Genomic DNA, 17,970 nt, shown 5'->3' with positions numbered 1-17,970 from the left:
AGTGAGCCAGGCGTCCTTGAGGTCGTTGACCCATGAATCAAGCGCGGAGTGAACGCGGACCCGATTTCTACGCGTGGTGTGACGAGGCCGACCGGTTCGACGCCTTCGCGGCGGCCCTCTCCGCGCTCGTCTACCCGGGGGGACTTTGCGATGTCAGCCTCTCCACGCCCGGATCCTCCGAACACCTGTGGCGCAGCGAGGCCTCCCTCGACGAGCTCATCTCGATGACACGTTCCGCCTTCAAGGCAGGCTCGGAAATGCATGTGAATTTCGGGACGAAGTGGAGGTGGCTGGCCAGGTTTGGCCTGAGCCTGGACTGCTATGGTGAAGAACACGAACGCCGGTGGGCCAGCGGCCCTCTGCGCGTGAGCACGTACGAGTGGAAGGGGCTCTACCCGTATCGCCTCGAGATCGCCATCTGCAGCGGTGTGCGGTCCGTGGAGGCCGAGGCGGCGATGATCTCGATGCAGTTCGAGCAGGACATGGAGGAAATCCTGCTGGGCCTGTGCGCGCCGGACGCGCGTCGCCGCGTGACGACCGGCGCGTGCTCGGCCGCCTCCAGCTGGTCCGCGTCCGTCGAGGCGTGTGCGACCTACCACGCCGACGCCGCGAGCGTCGCGCGTGATCTCGCCCTGTCGTGGTTGCACATCCACGACGGCGACCTCGTGGAGCGCGCCGCGGGCTTGTCCATGGACGCGCTGCGTGCGCGCGTCGAAGCCGCTCCCAGAGGGGCGCGTGTCGGGGTCGCCAGCACCGTCGAGCGCGTCGACGAGCACTGGGGCCTCGACCGTGATGCGTCCCGATCGCGGGCCGAGCGTCCGACCCGCCCGGACGCCATCCGGCGCGTCCCACGTGCCCGCATCGTCGGCGACGAGGATCTCACGCGCGAACAGGTGCTCGCGGCGCTCTCCATGCCGCCGGCCACGCTGATTGGGGCGCTGGAAGCCTCGGCGGTGCCGGACGAAGCGTGGCGCTCCGTCGAGCCTCGCGCGCGCGAGCTCGCCCAGGAGATCATCGAGGAGCCCAGGGAGGGCGAGCCCTCCTACGAGGTGAACGTCGCCACGGGGAGACACGTCCGGTTCATCGAGCGCCACTCGCCCTACTACGTACGGCGCCTTCCGAACGGCGGCCTGCTGCTGGCCACCCACCCCTTCCGCACGCTCTGGCCCCTCTGGTCCGACGCTCTCTTCGCGCTCGGCCTGATGTCCTGACGCGCATCGGGACTGGCCAGACGCGCAACTGCCTGGCGGCCGCCACCCTCCGCCGCCGCTCCGCCGCCCCGGAGGCGCGCAGAACGCCGCGGCGCCGCGCGCCGGCCGCCGGGCCCGCCGCGTGCTTGTGGCCGGCGCATGAGCTCCTGGAAGCGCGCCGCGCTGCTGCCCGAACACCTGCCCGTCCACGATTCGTACACCGACGATCCCGCGGCGCTCGCCGCCTTCATCGGCCCGCGCGAGCGCGCGCTCGAGGAGGGGATCTGGTCGCTCGGCGACGCCGACCTGCTCGCGATCGTGCTCGGCACCGGGCTGGTCGGCACGCCCGTCACGATCGTCTCCGCCGCGCTCCTCTCGCGCTTCTCCGGGCTGGAGGGGCTCTCGCGGCTCGGCCCGCACGCGCTCGCCGAGCACCCCGGCCTCGGCCTCGCGAAGGCGCTCCGCATCGCCGCGTCGCTCGAGCTCGGGCGGCGCGCGTTCGAGCGCGCGGTGCGCCCGCGGCCGCCGGTGCGCACGTCGGCCTCGATCGCGGCGTGGTGCGCGGCGCAGCTCGGCCCGCTCGATCACGAGCAGATGTGGGTGATCTCGCTCGACGGCCGCAACGGGATGAGGGGGGCGCGCCGGGTCGCGCAGGGCGGGCTCCACGGGTGCTCGGTCACGGCGAAGGACATCCTGCGCGCCGCGCTCTCGGACGCGGCCTCGGCGCTCGTGCTCGTGCACAACCACCCGAGCGGCGACTCCGCGCCGTCCCCCGAGGACGTGGCCATGACCGACGCGGTCGCCGCGGCCGGCGAGGTGATCGGGGTGCCGCTCGTCGACCACGTCATCCTCGCGCCGGACGGCCACTACTCGTCGCTGCACGATCTCGGGATGATCAAGCCCGGCGACGCGCCGGCGGAGGGCGGAGCCGGCGCACGCCCCGCGCCGGCGGAGGGCGGAGCCGGCGCGCGCCCCGCGCAGGCAGGGGCGGCCGGCGCTGGTCCCCGCCGCGCGGGCCACGGCCACCGCTAGCGCCGCGCGTCGACGGCGGTGAGCCGTTTCGCGACCCTGCCGTGACTCCAGGGGGCCGGTCGGCTCACGAGGCGGCGCTCGGCGTTCGGTCATGTCCAGCGGAGCCCTACGATCATGGTGATGCGCGCCCGAGCTCTCGCCCCCCCTCGACGGCTCGGCGTGGTCGCCTATGCGAGCGACGAGGCGCTCGTGGAGGGGCTCCGCGCGAGGCATCCCGCCGCCCTCTCCGCCTTTCACGAGCGCTTCTCCGGGCACGTGCTCCGCGTCCTCGGCCGGCTCCTCGGCAGCGGTCACGACCTGTCCGACGCTCACCACGACGCCTTCGTCCGCGCGCTGTCCTCCCTCGACACGCTGCGCGATCCGGCCGCGCTGAAGGCGTGGATGACGTCGGTCGCGGTGTTCACGGCGCGGACCTGCATCCAGCGGCGCGCGCGCCGGAAATGGCTCCTCTTCTTCGCCCCCGACGAGCTCCCACCCCTCGTCGCGCGCCCGCACGAAGGCGAGGCGCACGAGGCGCTGCGCGCGACGTATCGAGCGCTGGACCGGCTCCCGGCCGACGAGCGCATCGCGTTCGCGTTGCGGCGCATCGACGGCATGGATCTCCAGGAGGTCGCCGACGCGTGCGGCGTCTCGCTCGCGACCATCAAGCGGAGGCTGGCCCGCGCGGAGGCCAACTTCCTCGAGGCGGCGCGGGATCAACCCGCGCTCGAGGAGTGGCTGAAATGAGGCTCGTCAAGGGCGATCGCCCCTCGCTCGATCGTCTGCGCGAGCTCGGCCGCGTCCAGGATGCGGAGCTCGCGGCGCAGGATCTCGATCTCGAGCGCGCGCGCGAGCGATTCCTGGAGAGCGCGGCCGGCGGAGCCGCCCATCCCGGGGTTGCCCGCCTCGGACCGTCGCGCCCTCGGTGGATCGCGCCCGCGGCGTTCGTCGCGCTGGCAGGCGCTTGTGCGGTCCTGCTCCTCGTCCTGCTCCCCTCGTCGAGGTCGCTCTCGTTCGCGGTCGGGTCGGCAGAAGGGCAGGTCGGGACGTGGATCGCCGCCGCGGCGGATGCTCCGCTGCCGATCCGCTTCTCGGACGGCACGTCGCTCGCGCTGGACGCGGACGCGCGGGCGCGCGTGGTGGCCGCCGACGCCCGCGGGGCGCGGGTGCTGCTGGAAGCCGGCCGGCTCACGGCGGCGGTGACCCACACCGCGACGAGCACCTGGAACTTCAACGTCGGCCCGTTCGACGTGCTGGTGACCGGCACGCGCTTCGAGCTGAGCTGGTCCCCGGTGGACGAGGAGCTCAAGCTGGTGCTGCGGGAAGGATCGGTCGCCGTGTCGGGGCCGCTCGTGGGGGGGCGGCGCGCCGTCGCGGCGGGAGAGACGCTCGAGGTCTTCTGCAAGGAGCAGCGCTTCGAGCTCACGCGCGGAGAACCGCGCGCCGAGGGCCCGCCTCCGCCGTCGTCCGCGCCCGTCACTCCGGCCGCGCCCGTCGCTCCGGCGGCCTCCGGGCCGGCCCCGGCGGCGACGGGCGATGAGGCGGCGGTCGCGAAGACCGCGGACGCGCCCGCGCGCCGGCCGAGCTGGCGCGACCTCGTCGACGCCAACGAGTATGACGAGGCGATGACGGCGGCCGAGGCCGAGGGCTTCGACCGGCTCGTCGCCCGCGCGAGCGCGGCGGATCTGCTGATGCTCGCCGACGCCGCGCGCTTCTCGGGGAAGCCGGAGCGCGCGGCGGCGGCGCTCACCGCGGCGCGGAGCCGGTTCGCGGGGACGGGCGAGGCGGCGAAGGCCGCCTTCCACCTCGGCCGGATGGCGTTCGACCAGCGGCGATCCTACGCCGAGGCCGAGCGCTGGTTCGGCGTGTACCTCGGAGAGCAGCCGGGCGGATCCTTCGCGCAGGAAGCGCTCGGGAGGATCATCGAATGCCGGGCGCGGATGGGCTCGGCCAGCGGGGCCCGAGAGGCCGCGCGCCGCTACCTGGAGCGCTATCCGGCAGGGCCCCACGCCGCCCACGCCAAGGGTCTCCTCGAGGAGGAGTGAGTGCGATCTCGAAGGACGGCTCGCGCGGCGCGCGGCGGAGCATGGACGATCGGGCTCTGTCTCCTCCTCGTCGCATCCGAGGCGCGCGCGGCGCCGCCGGAGCCGCCGGAGCCGCCGCCGGAGCCTCCACGCCCGAAGGTCGTCCTCATCGCCGAGCGCCGGACGGATCCCATCATGGCCCGCGTCTATGCCGAGCTCGCCACGCTCGGATTCACGGTCGTGGTCGTGCGGGGCGACGCCGATCCGCCCTCGCGCGGGCCCGTCGAGGCGAGCGCGCGAGAGGACGGCGCGGCGGCGGTGATCCGGGTGAGGGAGGTGCCGGGCGGCGTCGACGTCTCGATCGACGATGGTGCGACGGGCGAGTCGGTCCAGCGCACCGTGATGGACGACGATCCCCCCACGGTCGCGATCCGCGCGGTGGAGCTCCTGCGCGCGAGCCTCCTGGAGGTGCGCTCGCCCCGGCCGTCGCGGGGCGACGCCGGGCCGAAGGCCAGGGCGGTCGTCGACGCGCAGCGACCGCCGCCGGCCAAGCCGGCGCCCGTCGCCGCCGCGCGCCCGCGCGACGACGGCGTCTCCCGCGCGCCGACGGCTCCCCCGTCCAGGCCAGGCGCGACCCGGAGCGCGCCGGCGACGTTCGGCGTCGGGGCGGCGCCCGCGCTGCTGTGGAGCGCAGGCGGCGTGCCCGCCTCCCCGATGCTGGACGTGTCGGGGTACGCGATGATCGGGTCTCGGCTGGGGCTCTCCACCTTCGCCCAGATCCCGCTCGGCAGCGTGAGCCGGGAGGGCAAAGAGGGCACGCGGCACGTGCGGGTGGCGCTCGCCGCGCTTGGGGTGCGCGTCCCGCTCGGCGCCGTCGACGCCGAGTGGCTGCCCTCGATCGGCGCGGGGCTCGCCGCCGCCTGGCTGCACGTCGAGGGCGATGGCCGCTCGCCCGAGTACGTCGGCGTGGCAGAGGACGCGTTCTCGCTCGCGCCGTACCTGCGCGCGGGGCTCTCGTTCGCGCCGTTTCCGTACCTGCGCATCAGCGAGCATCTCCTCGCCGGGATCGCGGCGCCGCGCGTCGCGATCGACGCTGCCGGCCGCGCGGCCGACACGTGGGGTCGCCCGTTCCTCGGCGCAGCTCTCGGGGTGGAGGTCGCGCTGCCGTGAGCCGAAGAGGGCGGCTGTCGTGACCTCAAGGCAGACCATCTTGACGCCGGGCGCTCGGGCGCCTGGCGTGGAGGGCTGCATGAAGATCACGGTGACGAAGCTCTGGGCTGTTGGCCTGTCGATGGCCTTCGCGTGCGCGCCGGCGGCGTGCTTCGACAGCCACGTCGATCCGATCGTGGAAGTTCACCTGGCGACCTCCGTCGTGGGGGCTACCGAGGGGCCGTGGGCTGCCTGCGTCGTCTCCCCCGAGGACGAGGGCTCCTTCGCCCTCCCCCATGTCTGTCCGGATCCCGGACCGGGCGGCGAAGAGCGCTGGTGCTCGGTGGCGTACGTCGCCGAGAGACAAGAAGATGGATCGATGTGGTGCGACGTGGCGGCGGCCTGCCAGTACGAGTGCGACACGGCGGCGGACTGCCCGCAGCCGCAGAGCGGGACCGCCACGCCCGTGTGCAACTCGGTCTGCTCGTTGCCCTGCGACGAGAACACCACGTGCCCGAACGGTATGGAGTGCTGGCACCTGCGCCACGGGCCCGGCCTCGTGGACGAACAGGGCTTCTGCATGTGGAAGTACGAATGTGACTGAAGGTCGAGATCGGCGAGCCGGGGGCCGCGTCGCCTGAGATCCTCGACGGTGGCTCGCCGGCGTGCGCCGCTAGCCGCGCCGGCTGACGAGGATGCCGTACCGCTCCCCGCCGGGCCTCCCCGCGGTGCCAGGGACGCTCGCGAACCGCAACGTGGCGCCGCCCCAGTCGATCGACGGGCTCCCCTTGAGCAGCGACGCGTAGAGCGCGCTCGCCTGCGTCATCGGACAGCCGAGCGCCTCGCGCAAGAACGTCAGCGACGCGCCCGTCGCGTAGCTCACGGGCGCCTGCCGGCCGTCCTCGCCGATCACGGTGACCTCGAAGACGTCGTCCTCGGCGCGCGCGGCGCGATCCGGATCGGTCAGCGCGAGGTGCAGCGCCTCGATCGCGCCGCCGCCCGGGCCCCCGCCCGCGTCGAGCGTCACGTGGAGCTCGAGGAGCGGCGCCGTGTAACGGACGATCCGCCGCGCCCCGCCGCCCTCCACCGGGACGGGCGGCGCCAGCGTCTCGCGGCGCCTGAGCTGCGCCTCGACGACGAGCGCCGACCGCGCGAGCTCCCGCTCCGTCTTGCCGAGCAGCCGGCGCGCGCGCATCTCGGCGAGCGCGCGCCTCAGCACCTCGCGGTTGCTCGCCGCCCGCGCGTGGCCCGGCTCGCGCGCGAGCAGCGCCTCGAGCTCGCCGAGCGCCTGCTCGTGCTCGCCGATCGACGCGAGCGCGTCGGCGAGCGTGAGCCGCGCGTCGGCGAACGCGGGCGCGCGCCGCACCGCCTCTCGGTACGCCGCGATCGCCGGCGCGATGTCCCGCCGCGCCTCGTGCGCGAGCCCGAGCGCGAAGGCCGCCCGCCCGTCGTCCGGCGCCGCCTCGCACGCCCGCGCGAGCCAGCGCGCCGCCTCGTCGTAGAGGCGCTCGTCGTAGAGCACGATCCCGAGCTCGCGCAGCACCCGCGGGTCGGGCGGCTCCAGCGCGGCGCCCCGCCGGAGCTCGGCGGCCGCGCCGTCGAGCCGGCCGAGGCGGACCAGCGCGCGGGCGTAGGCGAGGCGCGCCTCGGCGTCGCCGCCGCCGCGCTCCACCGCCGCCGCGAGCGCCGGCGCCGCGTCCGACCAGCGGCCCTCCGCCGAGTACGCCGCCCCGAGCGCGAGCCACGCCCCCGCGTCGTCCGGCGCGCCCGCGAGGTACCCCTCGAGCCCGGCGATGCCGCCGGCCATGTCTCCTCGGCTCAGCAGATCGAGCGCGCGGGCGCGCTGCGCGTCGGACGGCGTCATGGCGGCAGCGTACGCCGGCGCGACGAAGCGGGAAGCGGGTCGAGCGCCGCCGGGGCGCGCGGCGCCGCGGGAGCGGCTTAGCCCGCACGGCGGGCGCGCGGACGTCAATACCCCGGCGGGAGATCGGCCGTCAGGCACGAGACGGTGTTCGGGGCCGCGCGCGACGACCACAGGGCGCCCGCCGGCTCCCCGCCGGAGAAGCGCACGCCCTCGCGCGGATCCCACGACGGCGCCTCGCCCGGGCGCAGGGAGTGCGTCCCGCTCTGATAGAACGCGATGATGTACGTGTGCCCCGCGACCCGGCAGCCGAGCCGGTCCGCGAGCGCCCGCGCGAACGCCTGGCCGGTGTGGCCGAACGCGCTGCAGCAGCGGAGCCACACGACGGCGTCGGGCCCCGCGAGCTCGGCCCGCAGGGCGTCGAGCGCCGCGTCGAGCGGCGAGCCCGGCCGGAGCGCGGCCTCGTCGAGCCGGCTCGCCCCGAGGCGCATGTACCCCCAGCCGCCGTGGCCCCAGGCCTGCAGCGACGCGATCTTCCGGCCGCGCTCGCGCGCCGTCCGCGCCGCCCACCCGAGCGCCTCGGCCCAGCTCGACGCGGCGAGCCACGCGTCGGCCGCGCCCCGCATGCGGTGGAGGAGCGCCCCGGCGCGCCAGATCGGCGAGAGCCCGATCGTCGCGCCCACCGCCTCGCCCAGGACCGCGAGGTCCGCGGGCTCGGCGACGGCGCCGCGCGCGTGCGCCGTGGTCTCGGCGGCCGCGCCGCCCGCGTGCTCCGCGCCGTCGCGCCGGCGGGGCGCGCCGCTCGCCCGCCGCGCGCGGCCCCACCCGACGTCCGTGTTATCGAAGAGCACGAGCCGCATCGAGCCTCCCATTCTACGCGTTCCGAATGTACCGCCGCTCGCAGCCGCGGCCACGCGGTCGATTCCCCACCCGCCCCCCGAGCGCCTCCCGACGGCGCACGCACGCCCCGGGCGCGGCGAGCGCGAGTCCCGGCGCGGCGAGCGCGAGATCTACGGGAGGCGGTCGTCCCGTTCGCGGCGGGCGCAATCGCTAGTGATTTCCTCCCGCGCCCTCGGGTAGCCTGCCCGAACCGATGGGCCTGTCCGAAAACATCAGGTTTTATGCGGCCACCGACGTCGGCCGCATGCGGGACCACAACGAGGACAACTACCTCGTCGACAAGAAGCTCGCGCTCTTTGTGGTTGCCGACGGAATGGGCGGACACGCCGCGGGCGAGGTCGCGAGCGCGCTCGCCGTCCGCATCATCCACGAGGAGCTCAAGAAGGAGCGGGACCTCATCGAGAACCAGGCGCGCAGCAACGTGCGGCGCGCCGCGATGAAGGAGGTCCTCAGCCTGCTCGAGCACGCCGTCCAGCGCGCGTGCGCGCGGATCCACGAGGAGGCGAAGGCCGACTCGACGAAGCGCGGCATGGGCACCACGCTCTCCGCGCTCCTCATCGCCGGCTCGCACGGCTACATCGCCCACGTCGGCGACAGCCGCATCTACCTCCTCCGCGAGGGCCGCATCCAGCAGGTCACGGAGGACCACACCGTCTACAACGAGCTCATCAAGCGCGGGAAGCTCACGCGCGATCAGATCGAGAAGGTCGCGCAGAAGAACGCGATCACGCGCGCCGTCGGCGTGTACGAGCGCGTCGAGGTCGACACGCTCACGATCGAGGTGCTCCCGGGCGATCAGTTCCTCCTCGCGTCCGACGGGCTCCACGGGTACATCGCGCACACCGCCGAGCTCGAGCCGTTCTTCGAGGAGGAGAACGGCGAGGTCGCCGCGAACGGCCTCATCGATCTCGCGAACAGGAAGGGCGGCAAGGACAACATCACCGCCGTCCTCGTGCGGCTCGGCGCGGGCGATCACCGCGACAGCGTCCGCGCGCGGCTGCTCGCGCTGAAGCGCGACGTGCTCGCGAAGATGCCCCTCTTCGCGCGCCTCCACGAGCGCGAGATGCTCCGGGTCATGCAGGTCGCCGAGGTGCTCTCGTTCGAGCCCGGCCAGGTCGTGGTCCGCGAGGGCGATCGCGGCGACGAGCTGTTCATCGTGCTCTCGGGCCTCGTCCGGATCGTCCGCGGCGACGCCGTGCTGAGCGAGGTCGGCCCGGGCGAGCACTTCGGCGAGATGGCGCTCATCCGCAGCGCGCCGCGCTCGGCCACCGTCTCGGCCGTCGAGCAGAGCGAGCTCATCGCCGTCCGGCGCGCCGACTTCTTCGAGATCCTCCGCAAGGAGCACGAGCTCGCGGTCAAGCTGCTCTGGCAGTTCCTCGGCGTGCTCGCCGACCGGCTCGACCAGACGTCGCGCGACCTGACCACCGCCCGCGAGGAGCTCGCCGCGGAGGACATCACGAGCGAGATCTTCCCCGACAGCGAGGAGGGCAAGAGCCCGTTCGCCGCCGAGGAGCGCTCGCCCGCCCGGTGATCCGCGCCCCGCGGCCGGCCGCGGCCCGACACGCCGGACGGAGCGCGCTCGCCGCGGCTGCCGGCGAGCGGCCCGCGGCTGCCGGCGAGCGGCCCGCGGCGGCGCCGATCGTTGCGACCGGCGGGGCGCGGCGGCGCCGCGCATGCCGGGCGAGCGATTCGCAGATTGACACCCTCCTACCCCGGCCGGTAGCGTCCGTCCGACGGATAACCATGAGCATGCACGGCAGAAGGTACTGCGAAGGCCATCTCGCTCGCGTCGCCATCGGCATGGCTGGGGGCTCGGCGTTCGCGTCGCTCGCCGTCGCTGCGGCGGCGGTCCTCGCGGCGTCCCCCGCGGCCGCGGACGAGCCGCGGAGCGCCACCGAGCCGCGGCTCATGATGGAGACCGGCGAGCTCACGAGCGTCGTCGACGCGTTCGACGAGGGCGACACCTTCGATCTGAACTTCAGCTTCGGCTTCGAGCACGCGTCGAAGAGCGCGAAGATCCGCCGCGAGACGTACATCGCCGCGCCGGGCCTGTCGACGGGCGGCTACACGTCGAACCTGCTCAACGTCGCGAGCTACAGCGAGGCGACCTCGAAGTTCAACATGCGCCTCGACGTCGGCCTCTACCGCGACCTGGCGCTCTACGTCCGGATGCCGCTCATCCTGAACCACTCGCGCGAGCTCACGGGGCTCGAGGGCAGCGAAGGCCACCAGAGCGTCGTGCTCGCGGGGGCTCCCGGCGAGCAGCTGTTCTCGCTGCCCTTCAGGTCGCCGAACCGGAGCGGCATCGAGTACCTCGCCGTCGGCCTCGACGTGAACATCATGAACCAGGCGCGCGATCGGACGAAGCCGACCTGGCTGTTCGGCGTCGAGGGCCGCTTCCCGGTGAGCGAGGCGATGCACGCCTGCACCGAGTCGCCGAAGGGCGGCCAGGTCAAGTGCGCCGATCCGACGGACATCAACCGGAACGGCAACGCCGACGGCGGCTTCGAGGGGAGTCGGACCGCCCAGCGCGAGCCCGGCATCTCGCGCGGCACGATCGGCCTCGAGGTGCACACGTACCTGTCGAAGCGGATCAAGTACGTCGAGCCGTACGGCGGGTTCAAGGCGCTGTTCGAGTTCCAGCAGGAGTCGAGCGACTACGGCCTCACCGACCTGCAGACGTCGCTCGTGAACCACCCGCCGCTCGTCGGCAACGTGATGCTCGGCGTGATGATCATCCCCTGGGAGAACCGCGAGAAGTTCACCGGGCTCACGTTCGACCTGCGCTTCACCGGCGAGTACCACTCCGAGGGGCGCGACTACTCGGAGCTGTTCGACGCGCTCGGCTCGAGCGACGCGCCCACGCTGCGGCAGCCGCAGTGGGCGTCGTTCCGCAAGAACGACGCGTACAGCGTGGCCGCCTGCCGGGGCGGCGACCCGCGCGCGTGCGCGCCGTCGGTCATCGATCAGGGCTCGCAGCGGACGTACTTCACGGGGCTCAGCGACGTCCAGCCGTTCGGCTCGTACCGCGCCTCGGCGAGCGTGACGTGGAGGGCGGCCGAGCTCGTGAAGTTCCAGCTCGGCGCGGGCTTCCGCCACGATCAGGGGCACGGCATCGGCGGCGATCAGCCGTGCAACTCGCAGTACAAGGACAGCCTCGACGCGGCCGGGCCCTGCCGCCGCCAGAACAACGACGGGACCTTCTCCGTCACGGGCAGCCCGAACCCCAACTACCGCCCGACCATCAACGCGGTCGGCCGCCGCTTCTACGTCAACGACAGCAACACGTTCGACCTCTTCGCGAGCGGCACGTTCATGTTCTGATCGACGCCCCGAGCGGCGGTGGCACCGCGGCGCGCGCCGCCGGGGCCGAAGCATCGACGCCATGATCGACCCCCGGCACCTCCGCGGCCTGGCGAGCGCGCTGGCGCTCGCGGCGGCGTTCACCGCGGCGCTGCCGGCGTCCGCCGAGCCTGCGCGCGCGGCGCCGCCCTCGCGCGCAGAGCACGTCGCGCCGGCCGCGCAGCGCGCGGGGTCCGCGCCCTCCGCGCAGCGCGCGGGGTCCGCGCCCTCCGCGCAGCGCGCGGGGTCCGGGCCGCCTGCGCGGCCCGCGCGAGCCGCCGTGGTGCTCCCGACGGCGCTCGCGCCCGACGCCGTCGAGCGCGCCGCGCCGCTCGCCGGCGCGCTCGACGGGCTCCTCTCGGACACGGCGCAGGACCTCGGCCTGTCCGTCGATCTCGAAGGCCGCCCCGCCTCGCGATCGCCGCTCGACGAGGCCGAGCTCCTGGAGCGCGCGCGCTCGAGCGACCGGCTCTTCATCGCGCCGAGCCTCGACCTGCGCGGCGACGAGGTGGAGCTCCGGCTGGCGCTCGCGTCCGGCGGCGCGCGATCGCTTCGGGTGCGCGTGGAGCGCGTCGCGCGCGACGACGTCGCGGTGCGCGCCGCGGTGATGCTCCGCGATCTCGTGGCCGAGCTCGACGGCGCCGCCGCCGCGGCGTCGCCCCCGCCGGGAGAGGACGCGCCGTGCGCCGAGCCGTGCCGCGGGCGCCTCGCCACGCCGGCGCGCAGCCTGGGGAAGGCGACGCTCGCGGCCAACGCGACCCTCTACGGAGGCCTCGTCGGCTTCTCGATCCAGCGATCGAGCGGCTCGGACGACCCGCGCCTGCTCTACCCGCTGCTCGCGGTCGGGGCCGGCATCGGCCTCGGCGGGGCGATCATCATCGCCGAGGAGTGGGACGTCGGCGTGGCCGACGCGTGGTACCTCGGCTCCGGCACCTGGTGGCCGACGATCGCGGGCCACCTCATCTACCAGGGCCGCTTCGCCGAGCACGCCGAGGATCCGAGCGAGGAGCGCTGGGCCGCCGGGCTCATCGGGGGAACCGCCGGGATCACGCTCGCCGCCATGGGGCTCTCGCTGGGCCGCATGTCCGACGGCGGCGCGCTGCTCGCGCAGTCGGGCGGCGGGCTCGGGCTCATGCTGGGCGGGCTCGTCGAGTGGGCGGCGCGGGGCGACGTCCAGCGCACGCCGATCGCGGGGATGGGCTACGGCGCGGCGCTCGGCTGGCTCGCGGCGGCCGCGGCGGCGACGCAGCTCGACATCACGGCGTCGGAGGTCCTGACGGTCGACGTGGGCGCGCTCCTCGGCGGCCTGGGCGCCGCCGCGCTCGCCAGCCCGCTCGTCTTCGAGGCCCCGACCGAGGCGCAGCAGCGGGCGTGGGTCGGCGCCACCGCCGGCGGGTTCCTGCTGGGGGCGGGCGTCGCGTGGTGCGTGACGCGCCCGGCCGCGGCGGGCGCCCGCAGCGCGGGCCCCTCGTGGAACCGGTTCGGCCTGCCCATGCTGGGAGTGATAGGAGAGAGCGTGGTCGGGAGCCGGCGAGCGCCCGCGCTCGGCCTCGGGTGGCAGGGGGCGATTCCGTAGGAGCTATGAAGATCACGATCACCGAGCTGGATGCAGGGACGCGCCTCGACAAGCTGCTCGTGCAGCTGTTGCCCGGGCTGGGACGGGCGGGCGCGAAGCGGTTGTTCTCCGAGGGGCGCGTGCGCGTGCTCGGCGTGGGGAAGAGCGGCGCCGGCCGGCGCGCGTCGAAGGGCGACGTGGCGGCGGCGGGCGAGGTGCTGGAGGTCGACGTCGAGCCGACCGAGGCCTCCGGGGCGGCGACGCCGGATCCTGGCGCGCCGCTCGAGGTGGTGCTCGAGCGCGACGACGTCGTGGTGGTGAACAAGCCCGCCGGGGTGCCGACGGCGCCGCTCGATCCCGGCGAGCGCGGGACGCTCGCGAACGCCCTCGTGGCGCGGTACCCCGAGATGGCGGCGATCGGCTTCTCCCCGCGGGAGCCTGGGCTGTGCCACCGGCTGGACACGGACACGAGCGGCCTCGTGCTCGCGGCGCGCACGCCCGCGGCGTTCTCGGCGCTCGTCGCCGGGCTGAAGGAGGGGCGGCTCGACAAGCGCTACCTGCTGATCTGCCAGATCGGCGATCTCCCGGAGATGGGCTCGATCGAGGTGCCGCTCGCGCCGCACCCGAAGGACAAGAAGCGGGTCTACCCGTGCATCCACCCGCGCGACGTGGCGCGCTACGCGCCGCGGCCGGCGGCGACGATGTACAAGCGCGTGCGGCAGGTGGGGCTCTGGGAGCTCGTCGAGGCGCGCGCCCCGCGGGCGCTGCGGCACCAGATCCGGGCGCACTTCGCGTCGGTGGGGCACCCCCTGGCCGGCGACGCGCTCTACGGCGGGCCCGCGGTGGAGGGGCTGAGCCGCCACGCGCTGCACGCGCACTACATCGGGTGGGGCGGCAGCGACGCGGTGCCCGCGTTCGTGGTGACGTCGCCGCTGCCCGCGGACATGGCGGCGCTGGTCGGCGAGGGCTGAGCCGGCCGCCGCGCCGGCTCAGGGCGCGCTCGCCTCGACGACGTGGCCGTTCACGTCGCGCGCCCGCGCCGTGATCCGGAGATCGTCCGCCGACACCGTCCCGTCGAGGTTGCTGAAGCGGAACGCGATGACGTACGCCGAGGACTGCGCGTTGTACTTCGCCGGCTCGATCCGGATGCCCCCGAGGCTCTGCTCGTCGATGACCGCGGCGTCTCCCTCCGCCGTGTACTGGCGGTTCCACTCGTCGTAGTTGAACACCCGCTCCTCGATGACCTCTCCGGTCGAGCGGCGCTCCGTCGCGGCGGCGACCTCGATGAGGCCTGGCGCGATGCCGGGCAGGGTGACCTCGACCTCGGCCGTGACGCTCTCGGTGGAGTCCTCGTCGGTGCGGCGCACGGCGAGCGCCGGCGGCAGGCCGGCCGGCGTCGGGAGGAAGCGGAGCGGGTGCACGCAGTACACCTTCTCGGTCCCTCCGTCGCGGATCTCGAAGTGCAGGTGGGGGAACAGGCTGCTGGCGGCGAGGCCGGTGTAGCCGATGTGATCTCCGCGCCCGACCTGATCGCCGACCTCGATGAGCGGCATGGTCAGGTGGATGTAGGTGCTGTAGAAGCACGCGCCCGGCGCGTCGCAGTGCTCGATCTGGACGATGACGTCCTCGAAATCGTCGTAGCGGCCCGCGCGCGTCACCTTTCCGTCGGCGACCGCGTACACCGGGGTGCCCATGGGGGTGGGGATATCGATGCCTCGGTGAAAGTCGTAGACGCCGTCGCGCGAGGTCTGGAGGCGGGGCCCGAAGCTCGACGACATCGGCTGGAGCTCGTCCGTCCCCCCGATCGGCCACACGAGCTCTGGGCCCTCCGGGTCCGAGCCGCAGCCGGCCAGCGCCGCGACGAGGGCCAGCACAGGCGCGAGCACCGATGATTTCCGCGATGGCTTCATGAGGGCGAGTCCGTGGCGCGCGAGCGCAGGGCAGGTGTCGAGTCCACGGCGCAGCGCCGCGCGCTCATGCTATCCAAGCAGAGCACGGAAGTCGAGGTGACCCCCGCGCGCCTGCCTGGGCCGAGCGCCGTCCCGAGCTCCGGCGCGGCCGCGGCGGCCTTAGGGCGCCGCGGCGGCCTCAGGGCGCCGCCGGGGCCAGCGCGTACGACCGGTGCGTCATCGTCACGCCGAGGCTCGTGAGCGCCGGATCCACGGCGGTGCAGCGCGCGAAGCCCCAGTTGTTCGGCGTGGGGAGCGCGAACCCGAGCGACGCGTCGGCGACCGTGCCCTCCCACTCGATGAGCGACACGTCGTCGAGGAACGCCGCGGCCTCGCCGCTCGCCGGCGCCCCCGCCCGGAAATAGAACCGCACGGAGCCCGCGTTCGACGGCGGGGTGAGATCGACCGTGAACCGCTGCCAGTCGTAGGTGCCGGCCGCGCGCGTGAGCACGACGCTGTTCGACACGCTCGCCCCGCCGCTCGTGTACCAGTAGACCTGAACGCGCACCTGCCCCGCATTGTCGCCTTTCAGGAACCCGGTCAAGGTCAGCTTGCGGCCGGGGTCGAACTTGACGCGGTTGTTCATGTACGTCGAGACCTCGGTGGTGCTGCTCGACTTGCGCAGGAACACCATCGCGCCGGTCCCGCCGTGGACGACGCTGTTCTGGATGTAGCGGAATTCGCTCATCGACCACATCGACCCTTCGTGGGAGGTATCGTCGACGTCGCCGTCCTCGAAGTCGCCGTAGAGCATGATCTCCCGGCCGTAATCGCAGCTCGCGGCGGCGGTCGTCCGGAGGCCGGCGAGCGACTCCGCTTCGTTCGACCGCAGGTGCTCGATGGGCCCCGTGGCGCGGCTCTTGAGCGGCACGCTCCGCGTCTCGGCGCGCTCGCTCGTCGTGTACTGCGACGGATCGCTCACCGCGGCGGCCCGCGGGCCGCTCGCGAACACGACCGCGCCGGTCAGGCCGTCCGCCGCCTCGCCGGACGACGGCGCCGCCGGCAGCGTCGTGGAGAGGTGGCCGATGTGGCGGATCGCCCGGCCGAGCCACGCGCCGCCCACGAGCTTCGGCACGTAGTCCTCGTTCTGGAACGGGATGAGCTGGACGCGGTGCACCGCGCGGTTGCCGCTCGAGTCCTCGTCGATGTCGATCGCGGCGAGGTACGACTGGTACGTCTCGAAGACGTCCTGATCGAAGACCATGTTGCCGAGCGACATGAAGACGAAGCGGGGCCCGGCGCCGGCGTCGTACAGCCCGACGCCGTGGATCGTGTGCGGGTGGTGCGCCACGACCATGCCGGCGCCCTTCTGGACGAGCTGGACGAACCGCCGCCGCATGCCGGACGACGGATAATCGCTGTACTCGATGCCCCCGTGCACCACCGGGATGCCGAAGCGCCCGACCGCGTCCTCCTCCATGAAGTCGCTGATCTCCGCGAGGCTGAGCTCGAGGGCGCCGGCCTTGGGCGGGGGCCCGTCGGAGGCGGTGAGCGTGTACGCCGCGTCCGTCGACCCGTCGTTGACGAGCTGGTTGAACCCCTGGAAGGCCACGTCGACGCCGCGGATGGTCCGGTAGAGCACGGTGCCCTTCGCCGTCGTCTTGTCCGGTCCGGCGCCGAACCAGTCGAGGCCGGCGTTCGGCACGTGGATGAGCGTGTCGGCGACGCCGCCCTCCATGTAATCGAACATGTGGTTGTTGCCGAGGCTCACGGCGTCCACGCCGGAGAGCGCGAGCGCCCGGGCCGTCTCGGGGTAGGAGAAGAACGTGAACGACTTGTACGGGTGGGGCGTCGCCGGGTTGGCCGTGACGGGGGACTCCAGGTTCACCTGCGTGTAGTCGGCCGACGAGAGGACGTCGCGCAGGAAGGAGAGGACGGCGAGCGCATCCGCCTCCCGGGTGTCCGGGCGGATCAGGTCGCCGGCCTCCCCCTCGATCCCGTTCGCGTCGCTGTCGATGAAGCGCCGCCCGAACATCGTGTCGCCTCCCACGAGGATCCGCGCGCGGCCCGCGCGCTGCTCGGTCAGCACGACGCGGCCGACCCCGGCGGAGGTCGCGGCGAGCGGCCGGTGCAGGTCGGCGGGGACGATCTCGGTGGTGTACCCGTCCACCTCGATGCGCAGCAGCACCGAGCGCCGCGCGAGCGCCGCCAGCGTGAACGCGCCCGCCGCGTCGGTGAAGGCGAGCTCGCCGTCGTTGACCGCGCCGCTCCCCCAGCCGATGGCCGTCACCTCGGCCCCCGCGATCGGCGACCCCGCCTCGTCGACGACGACGCCGGTGACGTCGATGGGCGCCGCCGCGTAGACCGCGTCGAACGCCGCCTCGGTCGCGTCGAAGCGGTACGCCGCCGCCGCGTCGGCCGAGGCGAGGCAAACGAACGCCGCAGCGCACGCGGACAACGATGCAGACGAGGAACCAAGGAGGACCGGTCTTCTTGCCATGAACGCTCCCGAGTTGTTGGTGGCCTGTCCGAGGACGGCTGACATCCGGAGATGGGCTGAGGCCAGGGCAGAGCTCTCCCGCGACCGGCGAGCGGCGCGTAAAATTTCCACTCAGGCGCACTCCGGAGCTGCCCGCCGGCCGAGAGAGGCCGCGCGCGTCGCCTGCCGCTCAGCGCTCGCGCAGAGGCGGCGAGCGCGCCGACCCATGCACGATTTGAACCGTTTCAGTGCTGGCACGCCCGATAAGGACGATCAATGAGAGGGTATCATGGTCATGGTTCGCTCCGCTATACGCTCGATCGAGGTTGCCTGCTTTTTTTGTGTGACCGGCGGCGGGGTGTGGTGTTGGGCGTCGCGAGCATGTTCGCATCAGCGCCCATCGTCGGGTGTGAACAAGCGGGTGTGCAGGCGCGTGGGAGCGCGGCGTGCTGTGGTGGTGCGTGACCTCGTCGCACATGAACGCACGGCCCTGCGCTGGCGTGGAGGCGACGGTAGCGCTGGCCGCGAGCGCGGAAGTCGAGCGAGTCGCGAGCGTTCGCCAAAGGGTGT

The 17,970-nt window shown here is 73.8% G+C and carries 14 protein-coding genes; 10 read left to right on the top strand and 4 right to left on the bottom strand.

From position 1 onward, the window contains the following. Positions 1 to 32: 32 nt before the first annotated feature. The 6 genes from WME98_RS09425 (at position 33) to WME98_RS09400 (ending at position 5,978) form a co-directional block, all read left to right on the top strand. Entirely contained in the window at positions 33 to 1,211 is a 1,179-nt protein-coding gene (locus WME98_RS09425; protein ID WP_437950973.1) for a hypothetical protein, read from the top strand. A gap of 138 nt (positions 1,212 to 1,349) precedes the next feature. Further along, complete coding sequence (locus tag WME98_RS09420; RefSeq protein WP_437950972.1) at positions 1,350 to 2,222, top strand: JAB domain-containing protein; 873 nt, start codon at positions 1,350 to 1,352, stop codon at positions 2,220 to 2,222. Between the two features lie 120 nt (positions 2,223 to 2,342). After that, positions 2,343 to 2,948 (top strand): RNA polymerase sigma factor, encoded by a 606-nt coding sequence (locus WME98_RS09415; protein ID WP_437950971.1) that lies wholly within the window; start codon positions 2,343 to 2,345, stop codon positions 2,946 to 2,948. Beyond that, a complete protein-coding gene (locus WME98_RS09410) occupies positions 2,945 to 4,246 on the top strand; it encodes a tetratricopeptide repeat protein (RefSeq protein WP_437950970.1) in 1,302 nt (433 codons plus the stop codon). The genes WME98_RS09415 and WME98_RS09410 overlap by 4 nt, the downstream gene beginning before the upstream one ends. Beyond that, entirely contained in the window at positions 4,247 to 5,395 is a 1,149-nt protein-coding gene (locus WME98_RS09405; protein ID WP_437950969.1) for a hypothetical protein, read from the top strand. A 79-nt stretch (positions 5,396 to 5,474) separates the two neighbouring features. Then, a complete protein-coding gene (locus WME98_RS09400) occupies positions 5,475 to 5,978 on the top strand; it encodes a hypothetical protein (protein WP_437950968.1) in 504 nt (167 codons plus the stop codon). 69 nt (positions 5,979 to 6,047) lie between these two features. Here the strand turns inward: WME98_RS09400 and WME98_RS09395 are convergent, their stop codons facing one another. Together WME98_RS09395 and WME98_RS09390 are read right to left on the bottom strand one after the other, a co-directional pair. Next, a complete protein-coding gene (locus WME98_RS09395; protein ID WP_437950967.1) occupies positions 6,048 to 7,238 on the bottom strand; it encodes a tetratricopeptide repeat protein in 1,191 nt (396 codons plus the stop codon). Between the two features lie 104 nt (positions 7,239 to 7,342). Further along, positions 7,343 to 8,095, bottom strand: coding sequence for a hypothetical protein (locus WME98_RS09390; protein ID WP_437950966.1), 753 nt, complete (start codon positions 8,093 to 8,095; stop codon positions 7,343 to 7,345). Positions 8,096 to 8,328: 233 nt separating this feature from the next. Here WME98_RS09390 and WME98_RS09385 point away from each other — a divergent pair, with 233 nt between their 5' ends. The 4 genes from WME98_RS09385 to WME98_RS09370 all read left to right on the top strand — a co-directional run bounded on the left by WME98_RS09385 (position 8,329) and on the right by WME98_RS09370 (position 14,003). After that, complete coding sequence (locus WME98_RS09385; RefSeq protein ID WP_437950965.1) at positions 8,329 to 9,666, top strand: Stp1/IreP family PP2C-type Ser/Thr phosphatase; 1,338 nt, start codon at positions 8,329 to 8,331, stop codon at positions 9,664 to 9,666. A gap of 218 nt (positions 9,667 to 9,884) precedes the next feature. After that, a complete protein-coding gene (locus WME98_RS09380; protein WP_437950963.1) occupies positions 9,885 to 11,459 on the top strand; it encodes a hypothetical protein in 1,575 nt (524 codons plus the stop codon). Between the two features lie 61 nt (positions 11,460 to 11,520). Continuing rightward, on the top strand, positions 11,521 to 13,053 hold the full coding sequence (locus WME98_RS09375) for a hypothetical protein (protein ID WP_437950962.1): 1,533 nt from the start codon (positions 11,521 to 11,523) through the stop codon (positions 13,051 to 13,053). Between the two features lie 5 nt (positions 13,054 to 13,058). After that, complete coding sequence (locus tag WME98_RS09370) at positions 13,059 to 14,003, top strand: RluA family pseudouridine synthase (RefSeq protein WP_437950961.1); 945 nt, start codon at positions 13,059 to 13,061, stop codon at positions 14,001 to 14,003. Between the two features lie 18 nt (positions 14,004 to 14,021). On the opposite strand, the gene WME98_RS09365 is transcribed toward WME98_RS09370, so the two are convergent. Both WME98_RS09365 and WME98_RS09360 read right to left on the bottom strand, forming a co-directional pair. Then, positions 14,022 to 14,942, bottom strand: a complete 921-nt coding sequence (locus tag WME98_RS09365; protein WP_437950959.1) for a M23 family metallopeptidase — start codon at positions 14,940 to 14,942, stop codon at positions 14,022 to 14,024. A gap of 178 nt (positions 14,943 to 15,120) precedes the next feature. Then, on the bottom strand, positions 15,121 to 17,379 hold the full coding sequence (locus WME98_RS09360) for a CapA family protein (RefSeq protein ID WP_437950958.1): 2,259 nt from the start codon (positions 17,377 to 17,379) through the stop codon (positions 15,121 to 15,123). Between the last annotated feature and the right edge of the window lie 591 nt (positions 17,380 to 17,970).

This window comes from Sorangium sp. So ce296, from assembly GCF_051529605.1.
GTDB classification, from domain to species: Bacteria; Myxococcota_A; Polyangia; order Polyangiales; family Polyangiaceae; genus Sorangium; species Sorangium cellulosum_D.
This window is presented reverse-complemented; position numbering and strand designations above follow the sequence as displayed.

Bases quoted from the DNA above. Each gene is read 5' to 3' on its own strand.
- WME98_RS09410 (WP_437950970.1), top strand. From the start codon at position 2,945: ATGAGGCTCGTCAAGGGCGATCGCCCCTCGCTCGATCGTCTGCGCGAG.
- WME98_RS09385 (WP_437950965.1), top strand. From the start codon at position 8,329: ATGGGCCTGTCCGAAAACATCAGGTTTTATGCGGCCACCGACGTCGGC.
- WME98_RS09380 (WP_437950963.1), top strand. From the start codon at position 9,885: ATGCACGGCAGAAGGTACTGCGAAGGCCATCTCGCTCGCGTCGCCATC.
- WME98_RS09425 (WP_437950973.1), top strand. From the start codon at position 33: ATGAATCAAGCGCGGAGTGAACGCGGACCCGATTTCTACGCGTGGTGT.
- WME98_RS09390 (WP_437950966.1), bottom strand. From the start codon at position 8,095: ATGCGGCTCGTGCTCTTCGATAACACGGACGTCGGGTGGGGCCGCGCG.
- WME98_RS09415 (WP_437950971.1), top strand. From the start codon at position 2,343: ATGCGCGCCCGAGCTCTCGCCCCCCCTCGACGGCTCGGCGTGGTCGCC.
- WME98_RS09420 (WP_437950972.1), top strand. From the start codon at position 1,350: ATGAGCTCCTGGAAGCGCGCCGCGCTGCTGCCCGAACACCTGCCCGTC.
- WME98_RS09365 (WP_437950959.1), bottom strand. From the start codon at position 14,942: ATGAAGCCATCGCGGAAATCATCGGTGCTCGCGCCTGTGCTGGCCCTC.
- WME98_RS09370 (WP_437950961.1), top strand. From the start codon at position 13,059: ATGAAGATCACGATCACCGAGCTGGATGCAGGGACGCGCCTCGACAAG.
- WME98_RS09375 (WP_437950962.1), top strand. From the start codon at position 11,521: ATGATCGACCCCCGGCACCTCCGCGGCCTGGCGAGCGCGCTGGCGCTC.
- WME98_RS09400 (WP_437950968.1), top strand. From the start codon at position 5,475: ATGAAGATCACGGTGACGAAGCTCTGGGCTGTTGGCCTGTCGATGGCC.
- WME98_RS09395 (WP_437950967.1), bottom strand. From the start codon at position 7,238: ATGACGCCGTCCGACGCGCAGCGCGCCCGCGCGCTCGATCTGCTGAGC.